The 20437-nt window shown below is 72.7% G+C and carries 10 protein-coding genes; 4 read left to right on the top strand and 6 right to left on the bottom strand.

Annotation, left to right across the window (positions count from 1 at the left end; genetic code table 11):
* Positions 1-52: 52 nt before the first annotated feature.
* The 6 genes from ACZ7LS_RS34250 to ACZ7LS_RS34225 form a co-directional block, all read right to left on the bottom strand.
* Positions 53-1903 carry an ABC transporter ATP-binding protein gene (locus tag ACZ7LS_RS34250; RefSeq protein WP_382668837.1) on the bottom strand — a complete coding sequence of 617 codons (1851 nt, stop codon included), beginning with the start codon at positions 1901-1903 and terminating at the stop codon, positions 53-55.
* 73 nt (positions 1904-1976) lie between these two features.
* Positions 1977-3167, bottom strand: coding sequence for a glycosyltransferase (locus ACZ7LS_RS34245; protein ID WP_382668835.1), 1191 nt, complete (start codon positions 3165-3167; stop codon positions 1977-1979).
* Positions 3164-3973, bottom strand: a complete 810-nt coding sequence (locus ACZ7LS_RS34240; RefSeq protein WP_382530001.1) for an alpha/beta fold hydrolase — start codon at positions 3971-3973, stop codon at positions 3164-3166. Before ACZ7LS_RS34240 ends, ACZ7LS_RS34245 begins: the two co-directional genes overlap by 4 nt.
* 4 nt (positions 3974-3977) lie before the next feature.
* A complete protein-coding gene (locus ACZ7LS_RS34235) occupies positions 3978-4313 on the bottom strand; it encodes an acyl carrier protein (protein WP_382529999.1) in 336 nt (111 codons plus the stop codon).
* The gene (locus tag ACZ7LS_RS34230; protein WP_385135253.1) at positions 4303-8862 is read right to left on the bottom strand and encodes a beta-ketoacyl synthase N-terminal-like domain-containing protein; all 4560 of its coding nucleotides are present in this window, start codon (positions 8860-8862) and stop codon (positions 4303-4305) included. Before ACZ7LS_RS34230 ends, ACZ7LS_RS34235 begins: the two co-directional genes overlap by 11 nt.
* A 5-nt stretch (positions 8863-8867) precedes the next feature.
* The gene (locus ACZ7LS_RS34225; protein WP_469449216.1) at positions 8868-16079 is read right to left on the bottom strand and encodes an SDR family oxidoreductase; all 7212 of its coding nucleotides are present in this window, start codon (positions 16077-16079) and stop codon (positions 8868-8870) included.
* A gap of 714 nt (positions 16080-16793) precedes the next feature.
* On the opposite strand from ACZ7LS_RS34225, the gene ACZ7LS_RS34220 reads away from it, so the two are divergent.
* The 4 genes from ACZ7LS_RS34220 (at position 16794) to ACZ7LS_RS34205 (ending at position 20265) form a co-directional block, all read left to right on the top strand.
* On the top strand, positions 16794-17786 hold the full coding sequence (locus tag ACZ7LS_RS34220) for a glycosyltransferase family 2 protein (RefSeq protein ID WP_382529993.1): 993 nt from the start codon (positions 16794-16796) through the stop codon (positions 17784-17786).
* 213 nt (positions 17787-17999) lie between these two features.
* On the top strand, positions 18000-19418 hold the full coding sequence (locus ACZ7LS_RS34215; protein WP_385135258.1) for a DUF6056 family protein: 1419 nt from the start codon (positions 18000-18002) through the stop codon (positions 19416-19418).
* A gap of 85 nt (positions 19419-19503) precedes the next feature.
* On the top strand, positions 19504-19812 hold the full coding sequence (locus ACZ7LS_RS34210) for an SCO5918 family protein (RefSeq protein ID WP_382529989.1): 309 nt from the start codon (positions 19504-19506) through the stop codon (positions 19810-19812).
* A gap of 75 nt (positions 19813-19887) precedes the next feature.
* The gene (locus ACZ7LS_RS34205) at positions 19888-20265 is read left to right on the top strand and encodes a hypothetical protein (protein WP_382529987.1); all 378 of its coding nucleotides are present in this window, start codon (positions 19888-19890) and stop codon (positions 20263-20265) included.
* Positions 20266-20437: the final 172 nt, after the last annotated feature.

The raw sequence follows: 20437 nt of genomic DNA, 5'->3' as shown, positions 1-20437 counted from the left end.
TGGGGGCGTTCCGCTTCATTCGGCGGAACGCCCCCACTGCCGTTTCGCTTTGTCAGCGCGGCACCTCGGCCAATTCGCCGATGTCCTCATTTCCTTCGCTCACCAGCATCTGGGAGGAAGCGAGTTCCCGGTAGAGGACGTCGGCCTCGACCAGCTCCGCGTGGGTTCCCGCGGCGCGCACCAGACCGTGTTCGAGGACCACGATCTGGTCGGCGCCGGTCACGGTGGACAACCGGTGCGCGATCAGGATCACGGTGCAGCGCCTGGCGGCCTGGTCCACCGCGTCCCGCAGCGCCCGTTCGTTGCTCGCGTCGAGCTGGGCGGTGGCCTCGTCGAGGAGCAGCACCTCAGGCCGGCGCAGCAGGGCCCGCGCGATGGCCAGCCGCTGCCGCTCGCCGCCCGACAGGGTGACGCCGCGGTTGCCGACCTCGGTGCGCAGCCCGTCGGGCAGCCGGTCGATGAGGGTGTCGAGCCGGGTGAGCCGCAGGACCTCCGCGATGTCCTCGTCCGAGGCGCCGGTCGCCGCGTACCGCAGGTTGTCCCCGATGGTGCCGGCCATCACCGGCGACTCCTGCTCCACGTAGGCGATACGCCGGCGCACCTCCGACCGGGGCAGGGTGGCGATGTCGACGCCGTCGATCAGGATCTGTCCCGCGGCCGGTTCGTGGAAGCGCTGGAGCAGCGCGAACATCGTGGTCTTGCCCGCGCCGGAGAGCCCGACCAGCGCGGTCTGGGTGCCGCCGGGGACGGTGTACGAGATACCGCGCAGGGCGGGTGCGCGGCCGGGGTAGGAGAACCGTACGTCCCGGAACTCGACCGGCGGCGCGCCGGGCGCGGCGACAATCGCGCGCGGGTCGCGGAGGTCGTCCACATCGTCCTCGACGGGCATGTGCTTGACCTGCTCGATACGGCCGACGGCCCCGAGCCCCTGTTGCAGCATGCTCAGCCCGGCGACCAGGGAGCCGACCGGGCTCGCCAGGTAGAACACGTACAGCAGGAAGGCGATCAGCGCGGAGGCTTCGAGGCTGCCGGAGGCCACCAGCGCCCCGCCCACGCCGAGCACGGCGAGGAACGCCGCCTGGATGGACACCCCGGAGAGGACCTTCACCAGCGCGACATAGCGCGCGCCGGCCAGTCCCGCGCGGTAGGCGCCCTCGATGGCGTCTCCCGCGCGTTCGGTCTCCCGGCCTTCGGCGCCGTTGGCCTTCACGGTCCTGGCGGCGCCGAGCGTACGGTCGAGCGCGGCGCCGACCGCGCCGACCGACTCCTGGGCGCGGGCGACCGCCTCACGGATCCGGGGCAGGACGAGCACCATGACCAGGGCGACGGCGATCAGCACGGCGGCGGTCACGCCCAGCAGTCCCAGATGCACCACGCCCATCAGGACCACCGCGCCGAGGATGCTGAGCACTCCGTTGGAGACCATCACCAGCCCTTCGGTGGCGGCGTTCTGGACGAGGGCGCTGTCGGAGGTGACGCGGGAGATGAGGTCGCCGGGCGGACGGCGGTCCAGTTCGGGTACGCGCAGCCGGATCAGCCGGAACACCAGGTCGCGGCGGATCTGCCGGACGACCCGTTCCGAGGTGCGCTGCTGCCACCAGGACTGGAGTCCGGTGAGTCCGGCGCCCAGGACGACGAGCGCGGCCAGCAGGAGCACGGGCCCCAGCACCCCGCGCCCGTCGCTCAGTCCGTCCAGTACGTGCTGGGCCACCAGTGGCTGGACGAGTCCGGCGGCGCTGGCGGCCAGCACGAGGAGCAGGGTGGCGAGCAGCACCGTACGGTGCGGGCGGGCGTAGCGCAGCAGGACGCGCAGCGGGGGCGTGGCGGGCGGCTCGGGGGGCTGGGCCGGCGCGGATGGCCGCGGGGTCTCAGCCGGCGCGGGAGGAGCGGAAGCCGTTGTCATGGGTGGTCCCGGGTTCGCTGGTCGGGAGGGGGGTTCCCGGTGGGGGGGTGCCCGCCGGTGGGGAGCGGGGGGTTCAGCGGGTCGCGGGGACGGGCGCGGTCGCGCGACCCGCCGCGATCCGCTCCAGGTGGTCTGCGGCGGTGACATGGCCGCCCGCCGCGCGGAAGGACCGGCCGATCGCCTCGGCCGCCGCGCGGTGGCCGCTCCCGCTGTCCAGTACGGTTTCGACGGCCGTGGCCAGCCGGGCGGCGTTGACCCGGTTGAAGCGGACCCGTACCCCCGCGCCCGCGTCGACCACCTGCTGCGCGACGATGGGCTGGTCGTCGCGGATGGGGGCGAGTACGAGCGGCAGCCCGTGCCAGAGCGACTCGCACACGGTGTTGTGTCCGGCGTGGCAGACGACGGCGTCGGCCCGTGCCAACAGGTCGAGTTGGGGGACGTGGGCGCGTACGAGCACCCCGGGCGGCACCGCGGAGAGCGTATGGCCGGGGTCGACCACGATGCCCTGTACCGCGTCCCCGAGCCCGTCGAGCGCGGTGACCGCCTCCGTCAGGAACCGGCCGCCCGCGTCCGCGTTGGCCGTGCCGAGCGAGACGAGCACGGTGGGGCGCCCGGGATCCAGCTCTTCCCAGGGGAAGTCGGAGTGGTCGGCGCGTGCGGCGATGGCCGGCCCGACCAGATGCGTCCGCTCCCAGGGCAGCGGCGCGTCACCGAGCAGTTCGCGCCCGGTGAAGGCGATGACGCCGTACGGGGAGAACCGCGGGTCGGCCGTGCCCGCCGGGTCGCCGATCCGGGTGCGTAGCGCGCCCAGCAGATCGCCGAGCCAGGCGGCCACCTTGGGCATCCCGGCGAGTGGGTCGACGAGTTCGGCGGAGGTGGTCGCGGAGGTGACGTAGGGGATGCCCTTGCGCTCGGCGACGAGCGCGCCCGCCACGGCGTGCTGGTCGCCGAGGACGACGTCGGGCCGGAAGGCGTCGATGGCGGCCTCGATGTCCGGTGCCATCATGTCGGCCAGCGGAACGAAGAACTCCGCCCACAGGAAGCGGAAGGCGGCGGGCCCGGTCAGCTCCGGCGGCCTGGTCAGCCCCTGGGTGGGCATGGCGCAGTCGAAGACCGTGGCGTCCGGGCCGGCGAGCCGGCGGATCTGCTCGGCCTGGCCCGCCCACGCGACCTGGTGCCCCCGCCGGGCGAGTTCACCGGCCACGCCGACCAGCGGGTTGACGTGCCCGACCAGTGGTGGGACGACGAGCAGGAAGCGGGTCACCGCACCGCCCCGGCGAATGTGTGATCCCGGATCCATTCCAGGATCAGGTCCCGGGTCTCCTCGGTCCGCTCCACGAGTACGGAGTGCCCCTGCTCGGCGAGGACCACGGTGCGGCAGGACGCCAGCTTGGCTTCCAGGGAGTCCACTTGGGCGCTCAGCCCGGACTCGTCGCCGAAGATGGCCAGGACCGGGCAGCCGAGCGCGGAGAGATCGTCGTCGATGACGTGTCCCGCCGGGATGTCCTCGGCGAGGGTGGTGACCCGCAGGATACGGCTGGCGCCCCGGGAGAGCCGGGCGGTGTGCGCGCCGTGATGGGCGGAGATCCAGCCGATGACGTCCTCGCGGGCGAGCTGGCGCTTGGCGTCCGCGAGTCCGTCGGCCATGTGCCGGGTCCACTCGGCGACCGGCGGCTCGGACTCGATCATGGTGACCGTGGCGACCCGGTCGGGGTGCCACGCGGCGAGCCCGGCGGCCACCGTACCGCCGAAGGAGTTGCCGACGACATGCGCCCGGCGGGTCTCGCCCAGCGCGTCGAGCAGCCCCGCGAGGTCGCCGACGAAGGACTCCAGCCGGTAGCCGGTGGCCGGCCGGTCGCTGCGGCCGTGGCCGCGCAGGTCGTACATGATGACGTCGAAGCCCGCGGCGGCGAAGGCCGGGCCGAGGGTGAAGTAGTAGCTGGCCAGGCTGTCGGTGAGCAGGCCGTGCACGAAGACGACGACGTCCGGTTCGCTGCCGTCGGCGGGCCGGGTGGCGGCGGGGAGCCGCTGCACATGCGTGGTGATCTCGCCGGTACGGATCTTGGTCATCGGATCAGCCCTGTCCGTTGGCGCGCAGCGACGCCGCGACGTAGTCGGCCAGCTCACCGACGGTGAGGGCGATGATCTCGTCGAGTTCGAGATCGGCGATGAACAGGGCGAGGTTGACCCGGTCCCCGTAGTGCTCGCGCAGGACACCGGCGAGCGTCACCAGATCGATGCTCTCCAGTTCGAGATCGTCGTGGAAGGTGGTCTCCCGGGTGATCTCGGCGTCGTCGAGGCCGTCCTCCTCCAGCAGTTCGCGCAGCATCCGGGTGATGTCCGCCAGCACAGCGGCATCATCGGTGTCCAGCGGCTCCGTGGTCATGAACCCGATCGCCTCAGTGCTCATCAGACTCTCCTGTCTCGTTGTCATCGGTCGTCCAGGCGACGATGTACTGCCGCTCGGGCAGTCCCGGTGGATTGGCCACCTGCCGCACACTCACCCCGTACGCGCGGCCCTCGGTCACCACGCGCAGCCCGCCCGGGTCCGCCGCCACCACGCGGTAGTCCGCGGGCCGGCCGCGCAGACCGGTGCCGCGTGCCTTGGCGACGGCCTCCTTGGCCGTCCAGAACCGGGTGAACCAGCCGGGTCCGCTCTCCGGGTCCGCCGCCACCAGCCCGTCCAGCAGGGCCAGTTCGCCGCTGTCGCAGGCCATCTCGACGGCGGACCGCGGCCGGTCGGCGATCTCCTCGATGTCGATCCCGCACGCGCCGCGCCGGGCGATGGCCACGCCGGTCTCGCGGCAGTGCGCGATCGACACGGTCAGCTCGCCCGGCACGCGGCCGTGCACACCGTGGGCGACGGGCCGCCCCGTGCCGTCGTTGTGTATCGCGATCTCGGCCGGATAGATCTCGTCCGCGCCCTCGCCCCACAGCAGTCCGCGGACGGCGTCCTTCGCGGCGACCCTGCCGAGCAGCCACTGACGGCGGCGGACGGGGGGAAGCCGGTCGTATCCCGCGCGTTCCGCGCCGCCGAGCATATTGCGCATGATCAGCTCGCGGGTGGCCAGGTCGGGCCAGCGCTCGTGCACCTTCGTCCAGCCCTCGGGCTCGGCCGTGGAGAGGGTGTTGCGGCCGGGGAAGCGGTCCACCGCGCGGATGTTGGGGTCGGTGTCGAACCTACGGTCCTGCCAGCCGGTGAACTCGGCCCAGACCCGGCCCTCGTGGACGAGCTGCATGTCCGCGGTGAGGGTGAGGTCGGTGACCTCGGTGATACGGATCAGGCAGTCCAGCCGTTCGCCCGGCTTCGGCTCCGGCCCGTGGAAGCGGATCCGGTCCATCCCGACCGGGAAGACCGTGGTGCGCTCGGTGAGCGTCGCCATGATCCAGTAGCCGAGGAGCTGTCCGACGTTGTCCAGCAGTGCGCCGGGGGCGTCCGGCGCGGTGATGACGCCCCGCACCGACAGATCGCCGAGGCCGGTCAGTTCGCTGACGCCCTGGAAGCGCGGCCCGTGGAACATCCACCGTTCGCTGTAGAGCTGTTCGGCCCGCAGTCCTGGGGTGCGCTCGGCGGCCGGGTCCACCGGCCAGGGCGCGGGCGGTGCCGGGTAGCTCGGGGCCAGTTCGACCACCGCCCGGGAGTAGCCGGTGAGGCCGACCTCGACCCGGTCGGCCGTCTGGCGCCGTACCACCACCGGCACGTCGACGGACGGCATGGCCTCGATCCACTTCAGCAGCCGCACCTCGTGCACGGCGACGGCCCGTGTTCCGGGCACGGCGCGTTCGGCGATCTCCATGAGATGGCCGATGACGGTGGTGGCGGGGACGATCGGCCAGCGGTCGGCCTCGTCGGGCCATCCGGGGCGCTGCCGGAAGAAGCAGTGGTCGAGCAGGTACGGCATCGCGGCGACGTCCACGCGCAGCACCTCGGGGACCGGCGCCACGGCCGGAGCGGGGACGGAGACGGAGGCGGCAGCGGGCGGTTCCGTCGACGGTCCCCGGCGGGCCGGGGCGGTACGCCGGTGCGCGGCGCCCGCGCCGATGAGCTCGTTCGCGACGGCCGCCGTGTCGTGGAGCAGCGCGGAGAGTTCGGCGGCCACCGGGAAGCGCGCGCCGGCCCGGCCGAGCAGCTCCAGCGCCCCGCCGTCGGCGACGGCGAGCGCGGGCGAGGCGGCGGGGGTGACGGGCCGGGGCACGATCCCGGCCAGTGCCGTCCTGGTCCGCTCGGGCAGGGAGACGAGCGCCCCGCCGAGATCCAGCCGTACCCCCGCCCGGACGGGCCGCGCGGACGCGGTCGCCGCCCGGACCGCCGGGGCGGTCACGGGCCCCAGCAGTGGGGCGACCTCGGGTGCGGCGCCGTCCACCCAGAGCGCGGTGACGACCCGGCGCAGCTGCGCCAGACTGTCCCTGGCCGTGGAGTGGGCGGAGACGACGAGCCGGTCCTCGCCCGCCAGGGTGTGGTCGATGAGCGAGCCGAGCTGCCCGGCGCCCAGCTGGATGAACGCGCGGTACCCCGCCTCGTGCATCGCGGCGATCATGAGCCGGAACCGCACCGGTTCGAGCAGATGCCGGACGAACAGCTCCCGTACGGCGGCCGGTTCCGCCGGGTAGAGCGCGGCGGTCGTCGCGGACCAGACCGGGGTGGTCCCCGGATGGAGGGTGTACGTCTCCGCCGCGCGCCGGATCGGATCGAGGTACGGCGCGAGCATCGGGGTGTGGAAGCCGGACCGGAACGGCAGCACCTGCCCGATCACCCCCTGGCCCCTGAAGCGCAGGACCAGTTCGCCGACGGCCTCCTCCGGGCCGCAGATCATCGACTGGTTGGGCGCGTTGTCGTGCGAGAGCACCACATCGGTACGTCCGCCAAGCTCGGCCAGCACCTTGTCGGCGGGCATCCCGAGCACGGCGAAGACCGCGCCGGGGACGCGCAGCGCGTCCGGGTCGAAGCCCGCGAGGAAGGCGTCCACCTCGTCGGCGGCGTGGATGCCGCCGCAGGCCATGGCGGTCCACTCCCCCACGCTGTGCCCGGCGACCGCGTCGGGCACGACCGCGAGTCTGCGCAGCGCGGTGTCGAGGAGACGGCCGAGCTGGAACACCGCGGCGCCGTGCCGCCCCACGTCGCCGACCCTGGCGTCCTCACCCGTCGTCCAGGGGAGGCCGAACCGTTCGGCGAGTCCGGCCACTTGGGGCTCGAATTCCGCTTCGAGGCCGGGGAAGACGAACGCGGTGCGCCCGCCGCCCGCCGGGCCCAGCAGCGGGCGCGGGCTGAACCACACGTCGCTGCGTCCGCGCCAGGCGGTGCCCTTGGCCACGGCCTTGCGTGCCAGCTTCAGCCGGCGCGCGGTCGGGTCGACGATGCCGAGCCGGACGGGGGCCGCCGCTCCCGCCGCCGGGTCGCGCTCGTCGAGCCCGGCCGCCAGGACCGTGGAGTCGTCGGCGTCCAGCAGCGCGGCCAGCTCCGCCGGGGCCGCCGCGGCGAGCCGCAGCACCCGTTCGGGCTCGGTCACCGTCGTACGGGCTGTCCGCGCGGCCGGCACGGTGGCCGGCTGTTCCAGGACGACATGGGCGTTGATGCCGCCGAAGCCGAAGGCGTTGACGCCCGCCCGGCGCGGGGCGCCGGTGGCGGGCTCCGCCCAGGGCCTGGCCTTCGCGAGGGGGGCGAAGCGGGTGCCGTCCAGGGCCGGGTTCGGCTCGTCGCAGTGCAGGGTCGGGGGCAGCACCCCGTGGTGGATCGCGAGCGCCGCCTTGATCAGCCCGGCGATCCCGGCGGCGGGCATGGTGTGTCCGATCATGGACTTCACCGAGCCGATCGCCGCGCGCTCGCCCACGGCCGGCCCGAACACCTCGGCGAGCGTGGTCAGTTCGGCGCGGTCACCGGCGACGGTGGCGGTGCCATGCGCCTCCAGCAGCCCGAGGGCGTCCGCCGCGCGCGGGTCGAGCCCCGCCGCGTCCCACGCCTGCCGCACCGCGCGGATCTGGCCGCCGGGGTCGGGGTTGAAGAGGCTGGCGGAACGGCCGTCGCTGGCCACTCCGGTCCCGGACACCACCGCGTAGACACGGTCGCCGTCGCGCTCGGCGTCCGCGAGCCGCTTGAGCACCACGATGCCGGTGCCCTCGCCGATGAGCACCCCGTCCGCGCCGGCGTGCAGCGGGCGGATCCGCTCGCTCGGCGAGAGCGCGCCGAGCTGGCTGAACACACTCCAGAGGGTGATGTCGTGGCAGTGGTGCACACCGCCGGCCAGCATGACATCACACCGGCCGGCGGCCAGTTCGCGGACCGCGTGGTCGACCGCCACCAGCGACGACGCGCAGGCGGCGTCCACGGTGTAGGCGGGGCCGCGCAGATCGAGCCGGTTGGCGACGCGCGAGGCGGCCAGGTTGGGCACCAGACCGATCGCCGACTCCGGCTGCTCCGGGCCGAGTTGACCGGCGAACGCCGCCCGTACCTCCTCGATCCTGTCCTCGCCCAGCTCGGGCGCCAGCTCCCGGAGCGTACGGACCAGCTGGCCCGCCGTACGCACCCGCTGGTCCAGCCTGACCAGACCGGGCGTCAGATACCCGCCCCGGCCGAGGACGATCCCGGCGCGCTGCCGGTCGGCGGGGAGTACGGGGTCCCCGCCCGCGTCCTCGATGGACCGGTGGGCGACATCCAGCGCGATCAGCTGGTCGGGCTCGGTGCCCGCCACGGAGGTGGGCATGATGCCGAACCGTGTGACATCGAACTCGGCTTCCTGGTCGACGAATCCGCCGCGCCGGCAGTACACCCGGTCGCTGCGCCGGGGCCCGTCGGGCGCGTAGAACTCGCCGTCCCAGCGGTCTGCCGGTACGTCGCTGATCGCGTCGACCCCGTTGACGATGTTGTGCCAGTAGCCGTCCAGGTCCCTCGCGCCGGGGAAGAACGCGGCCATCCCGACGATGGCCACCGGTGTCGTGGACCCGGCGGGCGTCCGGGGATCCATCCCGGTCACCAGCCGGAGGCGGTGTAGACCGCGGCGTGCGCCGAGGGGGCGCCCCAGGCGAGTTCACGCAGCAGGCTCAGCGGTCCCTCTTCGGGGTCGATGAGCTTGATCCCGCGCGACGCGTACGACCGCATCAGCTCCGGGGTGACCATGCCGCCGTTCGTCTCGGAGGCCGCCCAGGGGCCCCAGTGGACGGTCAGCCCGCGCCGGTCCGCGGTGGACCAGCGGCGGCCCAGCTCCTCCAGCGCGTCGTTGGCGGCGGCGTAGTCGGACTGGCCCCTGTTGCCGAGCGCGGCGGCGATGCTGCCGAACAGTACGGCGAAGCGCGGCCCGGTGGGGAGCGAGTCGACCGCGTCGAGTACCGCGCGCGCCCCGCCCACCTTGGTGGAGAACACCCGGCGGAACGACTCGACCGGCTTCTCGGCGATCAGCTTGTCCTCGATGACACCGGCCGCGTAGACGACACCGTCGAGTCTGCCGTGCTCGGCGTGGATGTCCTTCACCGTGGCCCGTACCGCCTCCACGTCGAGCACATCGACGCAGTGGTAGCGGACCTGGCTGCCGTGGGCCCGCAGTGCTGCGACGGTGTCGCGCACCTCGCGCGCGGCGAGCGTGGCGGACACCCGGCGCTCGACCTCGGCGGGCGAGGTCAGCCCGGAGGCGAGGAAGGCGGCCCGCAGCCCGGCGCGGTCCGTGGCTCCGGCGGTCGCCGGGTCCTCGGTGTCGGAGAGGACCGGTGTGCGGCCCATCAGTTCGATTCGGCACCGGCTGACGGAGGCGATCGTACGGGCGAACCGCGCGGTGATCCCACGCGCTCCGCCGACCAGCAGGACGACCGCGTCACGGTCGAGTCCCGCCGCCTCGGCCTCGGCGACCCCGTCGCCGGCCGGGCCCGCTCCGGTGGCGGCCAGCGCGCCGAGATCGGTGAGGGTCAGCCGCAGGGCGCGCCGGGTACCGCCGTCGGTCAGGACGACCGGCTCACGCTCCGTGGCGGCCAGTTCGGTGACCAGCGCGTCGGCGACCGCTTCGGGTGCCGCGCCGGGCGCCACCTCGACCAGGGTCGCGGCGAGGCCGGGATACTCCCGGCCGACGCTGCGGAAGAAGCCGCGCAGCCCGCTGGCCGCCCCCTCGGTCCTGCGCTCGACGGCGAGCAGTCGGCGCGGCGCGCCGGCCAGGACGGTCTGGAAGAGCGGGAAGGCCTCGGGCAGCGGCGCCTCGGCCGCGTCGAGGGCGTCCAGGTAGAGCACGGCGTCGGCGCCGGCCTCCGGCAGCTGTCCGGTGGGTACGAGCCGGGGCTCGGCGCCGGCGGCGCGCAGCCGCTCGGCCACGACCGGGGCCAGCTCACCGCCGCCCAGGAGCAGCACCGTGCTTCCGCTGTCCACGGTGCCGGTCACGGCGGGCAGTTCGGCCTCGGTGAACTCCAGCCGCTGCGGGGGCACGACCTCGGCCGCGGGCCCGGCGGGCGAGGCGGATACGACGGTGGGTGCGGCGGGCGCGGCCTGGGCGTCACCGGTCCCGGAGGCCGTCTCCCCGCCACCGAGCCGGGTGGTGAGCAGTCCGGCGATGCCCGCGGCGGTACGGGCGGCGCTCAGCCCGTCCAGCTCCGCACCACCATCGACCGGCAGACCCAGCCTGACCGCCAGCTCACCCGCGATCTCCGTCCGCTTGATCGAGTCCACACTCAGATCCGCTTCCAGATCAAGATCGGGCTCGATCATGTCCACCGGATAACCCGTACGCTCCGCCACCACCGCCAGCACCGCACCAAGCACCGCCTCACGATCCAGCACCGGAGCGACGACAGCGGGCGCCGGAACGGCGGGGGGGAAGGCGGACGAGGGCGCGGGCAGCTCGGCGACCTTCGCGGCGAGCAGCCCGGCGATCCCGGCGGCCGTACGGGCGGCGCTCAGCCCGTCCAGCTCCGCACCACCATCGACCGGCAGACCCAGCCTGACCGCCAGCTCACCCGCGATCTCCGTCCGCTTGATCGAGTCCACACTCAGATCCGCTTCCAGATCAAGATCAGGCTCGATCATGTCCACCGGATAACCCGTACGCTCCGCCACCACCGCCAGCACCGCACCAAGCACCGCCTCACGATCCAGCACCGGAGCGACGACAGCGGGCGCCGGAACGGCGGTCGTGACGACAGCGGTCGCCGGAACGGGCGCGGGCAGCGCTGCGGGGGCGGGCAGCTGTGGTGCGGTGGCGTAGACGGGCGGCCGGTCCGCCGGGACGGCCGCGGGGCCGCCCAGATAGCTCAGCATGACGTCTCGCTGCGCCGCCACCAAGTCCCGGCTGGTGCGCAGGAATTCGGCGACGAGTGCGTCGGGACCGGACGCCGCGGCGCCGTGGGGGGCGTGGTTCTCCGGCACGATCAGCTCCGTAACGGGTCTGGCGGGGTGCAGGGCGTTGGGGGGAATGGTGCCGTCGGCGAGGCGGACGAGCTGGCCGTCCACCGTCCAGCCGGCGGTGCGCCCGGGGACGGCGGTCTCCGGGTCGACCGCGTCGCGTCCCTGGAAGAGCCGGCCGGCGCGGACATCGGCTCCGCTGACGGCGAGCCGGGCCAGGGCGGTGAGGAAGCCGCTCAGTCCGGCGCCCCGGCCGCCGTCGAGCGGGATCGTACGGTGCGGGCGGTCGCCCAGGACGGCGGAGACCAGCTTGCTCAGCACGCGGCCTGGGCCCACCTCGGCGAAGACCCGGGCGCCCGCCGCGTACATGGCCTCGATCTGCTCGGTGAACCGGACGGGCGCGCCGATCTGCGCGGCGAGGCCGGCCCGGATCGCCGCGGGCTCCGCCGGATACGTCCCGGCCGTGCGGTTGGCCCAGACGTCGAAGGTGGTCGGGTGGACGGTCAGGGACTCCAGGCGGCGGGCGAAGGCGTCGCCCGCGCCGGCCAGCAGGGGGCTGTGGAACGCACAGGCCACCTGGAGCGGCTTCGCCGGGTGGCCCGCGTCCCGCAGACGGGCGACGGCCGCGGCCATCGGCTCGGTGGGACCCGAGATGACGGTCTGCCGGGGGGCGTTGTGATTGGCCGCGACGACGTCCTCGGCGAGACCGGCCGGCCGCAGTACGTCCTCGACCTGCTCGACGGTGGCGGTGACGGCCGCCATCGTGCCGGCGTCGCCGTCCGCCACCTGGGCGAGGATCGCCTCGGCGCGGGCGGCGCTCGCGGTGAGGACGTCCTGGGGAGCGAGCGCCCCCGCCACACCGAGCGCGACGAGTTCGCCGTAGCTGTGACCGGCGGCCATGGCCGGGCGTACGCCGACCGAGGCGAGCAGTTCCGCGGCGGCGAGTTCGACCACACCGAGCGCGGGCTGGGCGACGGAGGTGTCGGTGATCCGGGCCAGCTGGCCGGCCTTCGTCTCCTCGTCGAAGGCGGCCGGCGGGTAGAGCGCGTCCGCCCAGCGCGCGCCGAGCTGGAGGTAGCGCTGCAACTCGGGGAAGGCGACGAAGAGTTCGGCGAGCATGCCGGGGCGCTGGCTGCCCTGGCCCGGGAAGAGGAAGGCCAGCTTTCCGGCTCCCTCTCCGTCGGTGGCGGTGGCACCGGTCGCGGTGTCGTCGGACACGTGGAGCCCGGCCTCCGGGTCGTGTTCCCCTTCGGCCGCCCTGCGCAGCAGTTCGGGCAGCGCCGCCAGGCTCGGCGCCACCACGGCGATCCGTACCGGCTCGCCGCGTACCGCCGCCTGGTCGCCGCGGTGGGCCGCGTGTCGCGCGTAGTCACGCAGCCGCCAGTCGCCTCCGCGCCGGATCAGGTCGAGCAGCGCACGGGCCGCGCGGCGCGCCGCGGCGGCGTCCCGGCCACGGAACATGAACAGCTCCGCGGGCCAGGTGTCCAGCGTATGCGCGGGCGGCGCCTGGTCATACGCGCGTAGAACGACATGGAAATTGGTGCCGCCGAATCCGAAAGCGCTCACTCCCGCGACCCGGTCCGCGGGCTCCGCGGCCCACGGCCGGGCGGCGGTGTGGAAGACGAACGGGCTGCTTTCGCCGTCCCACGCCTCGTTGGGCCGGCGCACGTGCAGGGTCGGCGGCTTGACCCCGTGGTAGAGCGCCAGTGTGGTCTTGATCAGTCCGGCCAGCCCCGCCGCGCACTTGGTGTGGCCGATCTGGGACTTCACCGAGCCGATCGCGCAGCCGGCCGGCTCGGCTCCCGCTTCGGTGAACACCTCGGTGAGCGTGGCGAGTTCGGTGCGGTCGCCGACGACGGTACCGGTGCCGTGCGCCTCGATCAGTCCGACCTCGGCGGGGGACACACCGGCGTTGCGGTAGGCGCGGGTGAGCGCGGAGCGCTGGCCCGCCGGGCGGGGCGCGGTCAGGCCGAGCGCCCGGCCGTCGCTCGCGCTGCCGACACCGTCGATCACGGCGTAGATCCGGTCGCCGTCGCGCTCGGCGTCGGCCAGCCGCTTGAGCGCCACGCAGGCGACTCCCTCGCCGAGCGCGATGCCGTCGGCGGCGCCGTCGAAGGTGGCGGAGCGGCCGGTCGGGGAGAGCGCGTGCACGGAGGAGAACAGCAGATAGTCGTTGATGCCGTTGTGCAGGTCGGCGCCGCCGCAGAGCACCAGATCGCTGGTGCCGGTGACCAGTTCCTTGCAGGCCACGTCCACGGCGGTGAGCGAGGACGCGCAGGCCGCGTCCACGGTGTAGTTGGCGCCGCCGAGGTCGAGGCGGTTGGCGATCCGGCCCGCGATGACATTGGCGAGCATGCCCGGGAAGGAGTCCTCGGTCAGCCGTGGCAGTTGTTCGTCGAGCGCGGCCGGGATGGTGCCGACGTATCCGGGCAGCACCGTGCGCAGGGTCGTCGCGTTGGACAGATCGCTGCCCGCTTCCGCGCCGAACACCACGGAGGTACGGGCGTGATCGGTGTCCGCCCCGTCGTACCCGGCGTCGGCGAGCGCGCGCCGCGCGGCCTCCAGCGCGAGCAGCTGTACGGGTTCGATGCTGGCCAGCGAGGCCGGCGGGATGCCGTAGCGCAGCGGGTCGAAGGGGATCTCGGGCAGGAATCCGCCCCAGCGCGAAGGGGTGCGCTCGCCGTCGCCGTCGGGCGCGTAGTACCGCTCCGCGTCCCAGCGGTGCGCCGGGACTTCGGTGACGCAGTCCTTGCCCGCCAGGATGTTGGCCCAGAACTCGGCGAGGTCGGGGGCGCCGGGGAACATGCCGGCCATGCCCACCACGGCGATCCGCAGCGGATCGGGGGCGCTCTCGGCGTCCTCGTCCGCCCGGTCGAGTCCGAGTGCGCCGCGCAGTCCGGCGGCCCGGGAGCGCAGCCATCCGGCGGCCCCTTCGGCGACGGACTCGTGGAGCGCCGCGACGGTGGTGACGGATTCACGCAGGACGCAGACCTCCCCCGCCATGAACATGCCCTCGTCGGACTGGCGCGTCTCGTCGACCGGCCGCAGTTCGTCGCCGACCCGTTCGATGCCCTTGCTGGCGAGCCGGAGCCTGCCGACGTTGAACCGTTCCAGCTGTTCCCAGATCTCCCGGTCGGGCACACCCTGTTCGCGCAGTTGTTCCTTGAGCCGCGCGAAGTCCTCGGTGATGGCGCTGTGGGCGCAGCGGGTGGCGTGTCCGGGTGCGGTCTCCAGCAGATCGGTCCGCTCGGCGGCGACGATGCTGCGCTGGAAGAGCGGCTGGATGGCACCGGCCGCGACCGCCTCCTCGGTGAAGAGATACGCGGTGCCCATCAGCACGCCGAACGCGGTTCCCGCGCGGGTCAGCGGGGCGGCGAGGGCCGCCGCCATGGCGGCCGAGCGGGCGTCGTGGATGCCTCCGGCGAACAGGACGGTCAGCTCGGCGGCGGCCTCGTCACCGGCCTCGGCCACGAAGTCGAGCAGGACCTCGGTCTGCGCCTCCCACAGCGGGAAGCTGTTGCGCGGTCCGACATGCCCGCCGCACTCGGCGCCCTCGAAGATGAACCGGCGCGCGCCGGCGGCGAGGAACTGCCGCAGCAGCCCCGGGGAGGGCACGTGCAGGAAGGTGGCGATGCCCTCCGCCTCCAGCGCGGCGGCCTGGGCCGGCCGGCCGCCCGCGATGATCGCGTGTGTCGGCCTCAGCTCGCGTACGACCTCCAGCTGCGCGGACCTGATCTCCTCGTCCGCGAATCCGAGGACACCCACTCCCCAGGGCGCGTCGCCGAGGGCGTCGCGGGTGCGCTCCAGCATCGTCCGGGTACGGTCCGCGTTGGCGAGCGCGAGCGCCAGGAACGGCAGGCCGCCTCCGGCCGCGACGGCGGCGGCGAACGCCGGCTCGTCGCTGACCCGGGTCATCGGCCCCTGGGCGATGGGGAGTTCGGTGCCGAGTGCCCGTGCGCCCGCCGATCCCGCGGCCAGCGCGGCGGCGGGCCTGTCGTCCTCCACGGCGGCGGATATCGCCGCCCTGACGCCCCGGATCGCGTCGCCCGCCGACTTCCAGCGCCGGGCGAAGGAAGCCGCGAGAAAGGCGTCCTGGCCGACCGGCAGAAACTGTACGCGGAGATCGTCACTGCCCACTCTGGCCTCGAACTCGGCCGGATCGTCCGGGAGTTCGGGGGCGCCTGGACCGCGGCGGCGCAGCACGCGCGTCCCGTGGTGCAGCACCGTCTCCGAGCCGTCGAGTCCGGTGAGCGCGCCGGTGAGCTCCGCGGGCAGGCCCGCCTCGTCGAACAGCGCGAGCTGGGTGTCGAGTACGACACCGGCCGCGCCTCCCGCGACGACGGCGGCGGCGGTGTGCGGGCCGATGCCACCGCACGCCCATACCGGCAGCTCGATGTCCGGGTCCGCCAGCACCTGCTGGAGCAGGACGAACGTACTCAGCTCGCCCGCCCTGCCACCGCTCTCCGCGCCGCGCACGATCAGCCCGGCCGCCCCGGCTCCCGCGGCTTGCCGCGCACCCGCCAGACCGGTCACCTCCACGAGGACCCGGCGGGCGGCGAACTCCTCCGGTGTGCGCCCGGGGTCCGCCAGCAGCACGGTGTCCACCGGCTCGGGCAGATCCGCCGCGGTGACGGTGCAGCCGGGACGTATCCGCACACCGAACGGCAGCGACGACCAGCGCAGGGTGCGGTCGAGTGTGTCGGCGACGCTCCTGGGGTCACCGGTCGACAGCTCCAGCACGCTGAGCGCACCCGCCCGTGCGGCGGCGGCCGTCAGCCGTGGCGACGGGCGGTGCAGGGGGTTGACGGCGATGACCGACTGGGGGAGCGAGAACTCAATGGACGCGACGGATTCCGGCATCCGCATGAAGTCTCCCGGATCGAGGTGGGGGGTTGACCGTGAGGGCTTGACCGTGGGGGGCAGACCGTGAGGTTGACTGGCCGGTAGTTAACTGGCCCTCCCTCCCGGGGGTCAACTGCTCACGCTGCGCTACGAGTTACGCGTAGCCCCTGCCCCACACACTCCGTAGTCGAAGAACCCTCGCGAGGGGGCAGTAATCGGACGCCTTACCAGGAGCGCAATCCGCGGATCATGTGCGTGATATCGACCTGTCATGCCCATGAAATGCAGGATCTGTCTCCGGGCCATCAGCTGTGCCAGAGATCACAGTACCCGGGTCTCGCATTCTGTCGCCCACAGGGCATGCCTACGCGGCGTGACCATGTGCAGAAACGCTTCACCTGCCTCGGCGCCATGCCGTGGTGACGCTTGAGTAGGCGATAGATAAATCTTATAGTTGCCACCGCATCAGTGAACGCGGCGTGAATCGGAGGAAGAAGAGTGAGGAACGTTCCATCACAGCTCTTCCTGCCCATATGCCCGCCCGCTTCCGCCCGTTGACGCACACGTCCTCGCACGCGCGTCCCCTCTTTCCGTGACAGCGCCGGAAAACACTACGGGCAGGACCGGTCAACACTCCCTCAAGACCACGAACAGCACCGTATTACAACGGTTTCCCCTCGCGAACCGTTCGCTTTCGGTGACCATTCCTTCCCGCCCACCACGGGTATGCGGAGTGAGATGACGCCCCCTCAGATTTCCATCGTCGTACCGTGTTTCAATGAGAGCGAGGTGCTCGCCGCCTTTCACACCGCTCTGCTCGCCGCCCTCGGACCGACCCGGCAGACCTTCGAGATCTGCTACGTGGACGACGGCAGCGTGGACGGCACCAGAAGACACCTCAGCGAACTGGCGGCAGCGGACCCGCGCGTCCGGTACACCTCCTTCAGCCGCAACTTCGGCAAAGAGGCCGCCATGCTCGCGGGACTGCGCATGTCCCGGGGAGACGCGGTCGTGCTCATGGACGCGGACCTCCAGCACCCCCCGGAGCTGGTGCCCCGCATGCTTGAGCTGCACCGACACGGCTACGACCAGGTCGTCGCCCAGCGCGACCGCACCGGCGAGAGCGCCCTGCGCACCGCGCTCAGCAGGGTCTACTACCGGCTGGTGCGGCGCTGTATGGATGTCCATGTCGTGGACGGGGCAGGCGATTTCAGACTGCTCTCGCGCCATGCGGTGAACAGCGTGCTGTCCCTGCCGGAAAGCAATAGATTCTCCAAGGGGATCTTCTCCTGGATCGGCTTCGACACGGCGAGCTTCACCTACCGGAATGTCCAGCGCGCGGCCGGTACCTCCAAGTGGGGCGGCCGGAATCTGCTCAACTACGGCATCGACGGACTGCTCTCCTTCAACAGCCGCCCCTTGCGGCTCGCCATCCATACCGGTCTCTGGCTCTTTCTCTCCGCTCTCGTGTACGCGCTGTGGATCATCGCGAATGTCGCCCTGAACGGTGTGGACGCGCCGGGCTATACGACGCTCATGACCGCCATCGTGGCGCTCAGCGGAATCCAGCTCGCCACGCTCGGTGTCATCGGCGAATACGTCGGGCGGATTTACCACGAGGCGAAGCGCCGTCCGCACTATGTGGTCCGGGAAACGGACACGACGCGTACGTCCTTTCCGTCCGGTGCGCCATCGGCGGTCTCCGTCGGACAAGCCCGTTCGGAGCGATAGGGAACCGGCGGCCGGACGCGTTCCCGCCGGGCGCGGTCCAGCCGGAAACGGAACTTCCCCTTTCGAAAGGCAGTGGTGTACATGGCCGCGGGCGCGTCGAGCGTCATCACCCCGGAGCAGCCGGACGCCCGACCCCCGCGGCGGCGGGAGCACGGCCGCGGGCCATCCGTACGCTCCGTACGTCCGTGGCCGGGATACGGCGTACTGGGCCTGTTGTCACTGCCACTGGCCCTTCTCGGGTGGGCGTTCTGGCTCGGCCGCCAGGTCCGTCCCAGCGCGGACGACTGGTGTTTTCTGCCCGGCGTGCGCGATCACGGCATCACGGGGCTGGTCGGGAAGTTCTATCTGACGGACAACGGACGGCTCGGGAACGGGCTGCTGGTCGGGGTGTACGCGAAGTTCGGGGTCGCGGGCCACCAGTGGTTCGGCCTGGTCAGCGGTGTGGTGATGCTGGGGCTGCTGTGGGCCGTGACCGTACTGCTGCTGCGCCTGACCGGCCGGACGGCGCCGCGTGGTGTACCGCTGTTCGCGGCGTCCATGGTGACGGTGGTGTTCCTCCTCGCGAGCCCCAACACGTACAAGACGTTCTACTGGCCCGCCTCCTCCGTCTCGCACACCGTCGCACCGGTCCTGGCGTGCGCCGCCGCCGTGCCCCTGCTGTGGGCCGGGTCGCGCCGGGGACGCGTGGTGGCGGCGGCGTGCGCGCTCGTCGTGGGCGTCTTCCTCGGCACCCTCTCGGAGGAGACATCGGTCGTCGCCCTGGTCGTGCTCACGGCCCTGCTGCTGCTCAACCGCCGGATCCTCGCCCCTCGCGTACGGGCGCGGGCGCGCGCCTGGTGCCTGGCCGGTGTGGCCGGGATCGTGATGGGCACACTGCTCCTGCTCACCTCCCCCGGATCACTCAACCGCCGTGAGCGGTACGACGCCGGGACCGGCTCGATGTTCGCGCCCGAATCGCTCGCCGGCTCCCTGGACGGGTTCCTGGACATCCTCGGGACCCTGCTCACCGGCTGGTGGTATCTGGGCGCCCTCGCGGCCGGTGTGCTGCTGGCGCTGCTGACCGGGGACCGCGAAGGGCGCGCGCCGGTTCTGCTGCCGCACAGCCCACTCCTGCTGCTGGGCGCGGGCACCGTCACGTTCCTGGTCGCCGGATACGTCTGCACGGTCATCACGTACCCGCTCTTCGGACCGCATGTGGTGTTCGCGTACCGGACCTGGAACGACTACCTCCTGCTGTATGTCGTGCTTCTGACGGGTGCCGGAGCGCTTCTGGGCCGGGCGTTGCGCGGTCATGCGTCGCGCGGGCATACGTTCCCGGGGTGCGCGACGCGTACCGGCGCCGTCGCGACGGCCGCCGCGGCGGCGATGTGCGTCGCGGTGTGCGTCGGACTGGCCTTCCCGCTCGGCGAGCTGGGCGAGAGCATGCGGGTACGGGCCGAGAGGTGGGACCACCAGGACCACTGGCTGCGGGAGCGGGCGGCGCGGGGCGCGCGGGTCCTCCCGTACAAGCCGCTGTCCGTCAGCGGGATGGGGGAGCCGTTCGGGCACAGGGGAGGCAAGACCTGGCCCGCCCGGTGTGTCGCCGACTACTACCACCTGAAGCGGATCACCCGCGCGGAGAGGCTCCCCTGATCCCGCCGCCGCCACCGGCACCTCCACGCGCGTTCTTGTGGGATGCTGACGTATCCGCACCTCCCCTTCTTCCCCCCGAGGCACTATGCGCTGCGTCATCGCCCGCTTCCCCTTCGAACTGGTCAAGAGCGAGGTGCAGCAGGCGATGAAGGGCATCAAGCCGGAACCCATCACCGGCGAATCCGTGGTCATCGGCCGCCGTGCCTACCCCGTCAAGCAGGTGGGAGAAGTCATCACACGGCAGGACCGCCGCGATTTCACCTCTTTCGAGGTGACGAGGGCGCTGACCAGGCTCGGCTTCACCTGTCACGCCGTCCCGGCTCCCGTCGCGCCGGAGCCGCTCACCCCGCTCGAAACCGCGTCGGCGCTGCTCGGCCCCGCCGCGCGGGACTGATCCGCGCCGGACGGACCACGGCCCGTGTTCCGTACGCTCACTCAGGGCGGCGCCCGCGTAGTAGAGTCGGCGCCCATGTCGAAGCCTGATCATCTGCTTGTTGACATCGCCACCACCGTGGAGTCCGAGCAAAGCAATCAGATGTCCCTCACCGTGGTCGTCCAGGGCGCCGTCATCACAGGACGGCTGGCGCCGGAAGTTGTGTGGAGGGAGCGGGTCGCCGAGGTCCTGGAGGACTCCGAGCGACTGGGACCGTTCGCCGCCGTCTTCGGTCCGGCCGCCGCCGATGCCCGCGCGTCGCGGCCGGACGAGCCGCCCACCCATCTGCATTTCCATGTCGCCCGGATCCTCCAGGGAAGTTTCGGGATCCCGGAGACCGGTGGCATGTACCGCATCGCCATCGGGGACGTGAACGCCTGGACGGTGGGAGACTTCAGCTACTCCGACGGCTGAGGCCGTCCGCTCCCCCTCCGAACCCCCTTCGCACACTCAGCGGAAGTGCCCCGGTACCAGCTGGTACCGGGGCACTTCCGATTGGGTTCGTCACCGGCCTCGAAGGGTGCTTTGTTGGGGGAAACGATCAGTGAGATGACCATGCTGGTCGAGGAAGCGGGGGCGGTTCTGC

This window comes from Streptomyces sp. NPDC039430 (genome assembly GCF_055639435.1).
Note: the sequence above shows the minus strand (reverse complement) of the source record. Positions and strands in the feature narration are given on the sequence as shown.

Coding starts and splice junctions, on each gene's coding strand:
- ACZ7LS_RS34250 (WP_382668837.1), bottom strand. CDS start 1,903: ATGACAACGGCTTCCGCTCCTCCCGCGCCGGCTGAGACCCCGCGGCCA.
- ACZ7LS_RS34240 (WP_382530001.1), bottom strand. CDS start 3,973: ATGACCAAGATCCGTACCGGCGAGATCACCACGCATGTGCAGCGGCTC.
- ACZ7LS_RS34205 (WP_382529987.1), top strand. CDS start 19,888: ATGTCGAAGCCTGATCATCTGCTTGTTGACATCGCCACCACCGTGGAG.
- ACZ7LS_RS34220 (WP_382529993.1), top strand. CDS start 16,794: ATGACGCCCCCTCAGATTTCCATCGTCGTACCGTGTTTCAATGAGAGC.
- ACZ7LS_RS34225 (WP_469449216.1), bottom strand. CDS start 16,079: ATGCGGATGCCGGAATCCGTCGCGTCCATTGAGTTCTCGCTCCCCCAG.
- ACZ7LS_RS34230 (WP_385135253.1), bottom strand. CDS start 8,862: ATGGATCCCCGGACGCCCGCCGGGTCCACGACACCGGTGGCCATCGTC.
- ACZ7LS_RS34235 (WP_382529999.1), bottom strand. CDS start 4,313: ATGAGCACTGAGGCGATCGGGTTCATGACCACGGAGCCGCTGGACACC.
- ACZ7LS_RS34210 (WP_382529989.1), top strand. CDS start 19,504: ATGCGCTGCGTCATCGCCCGCTTCCCCTTCGAACTGGTCAAGAGCGAG.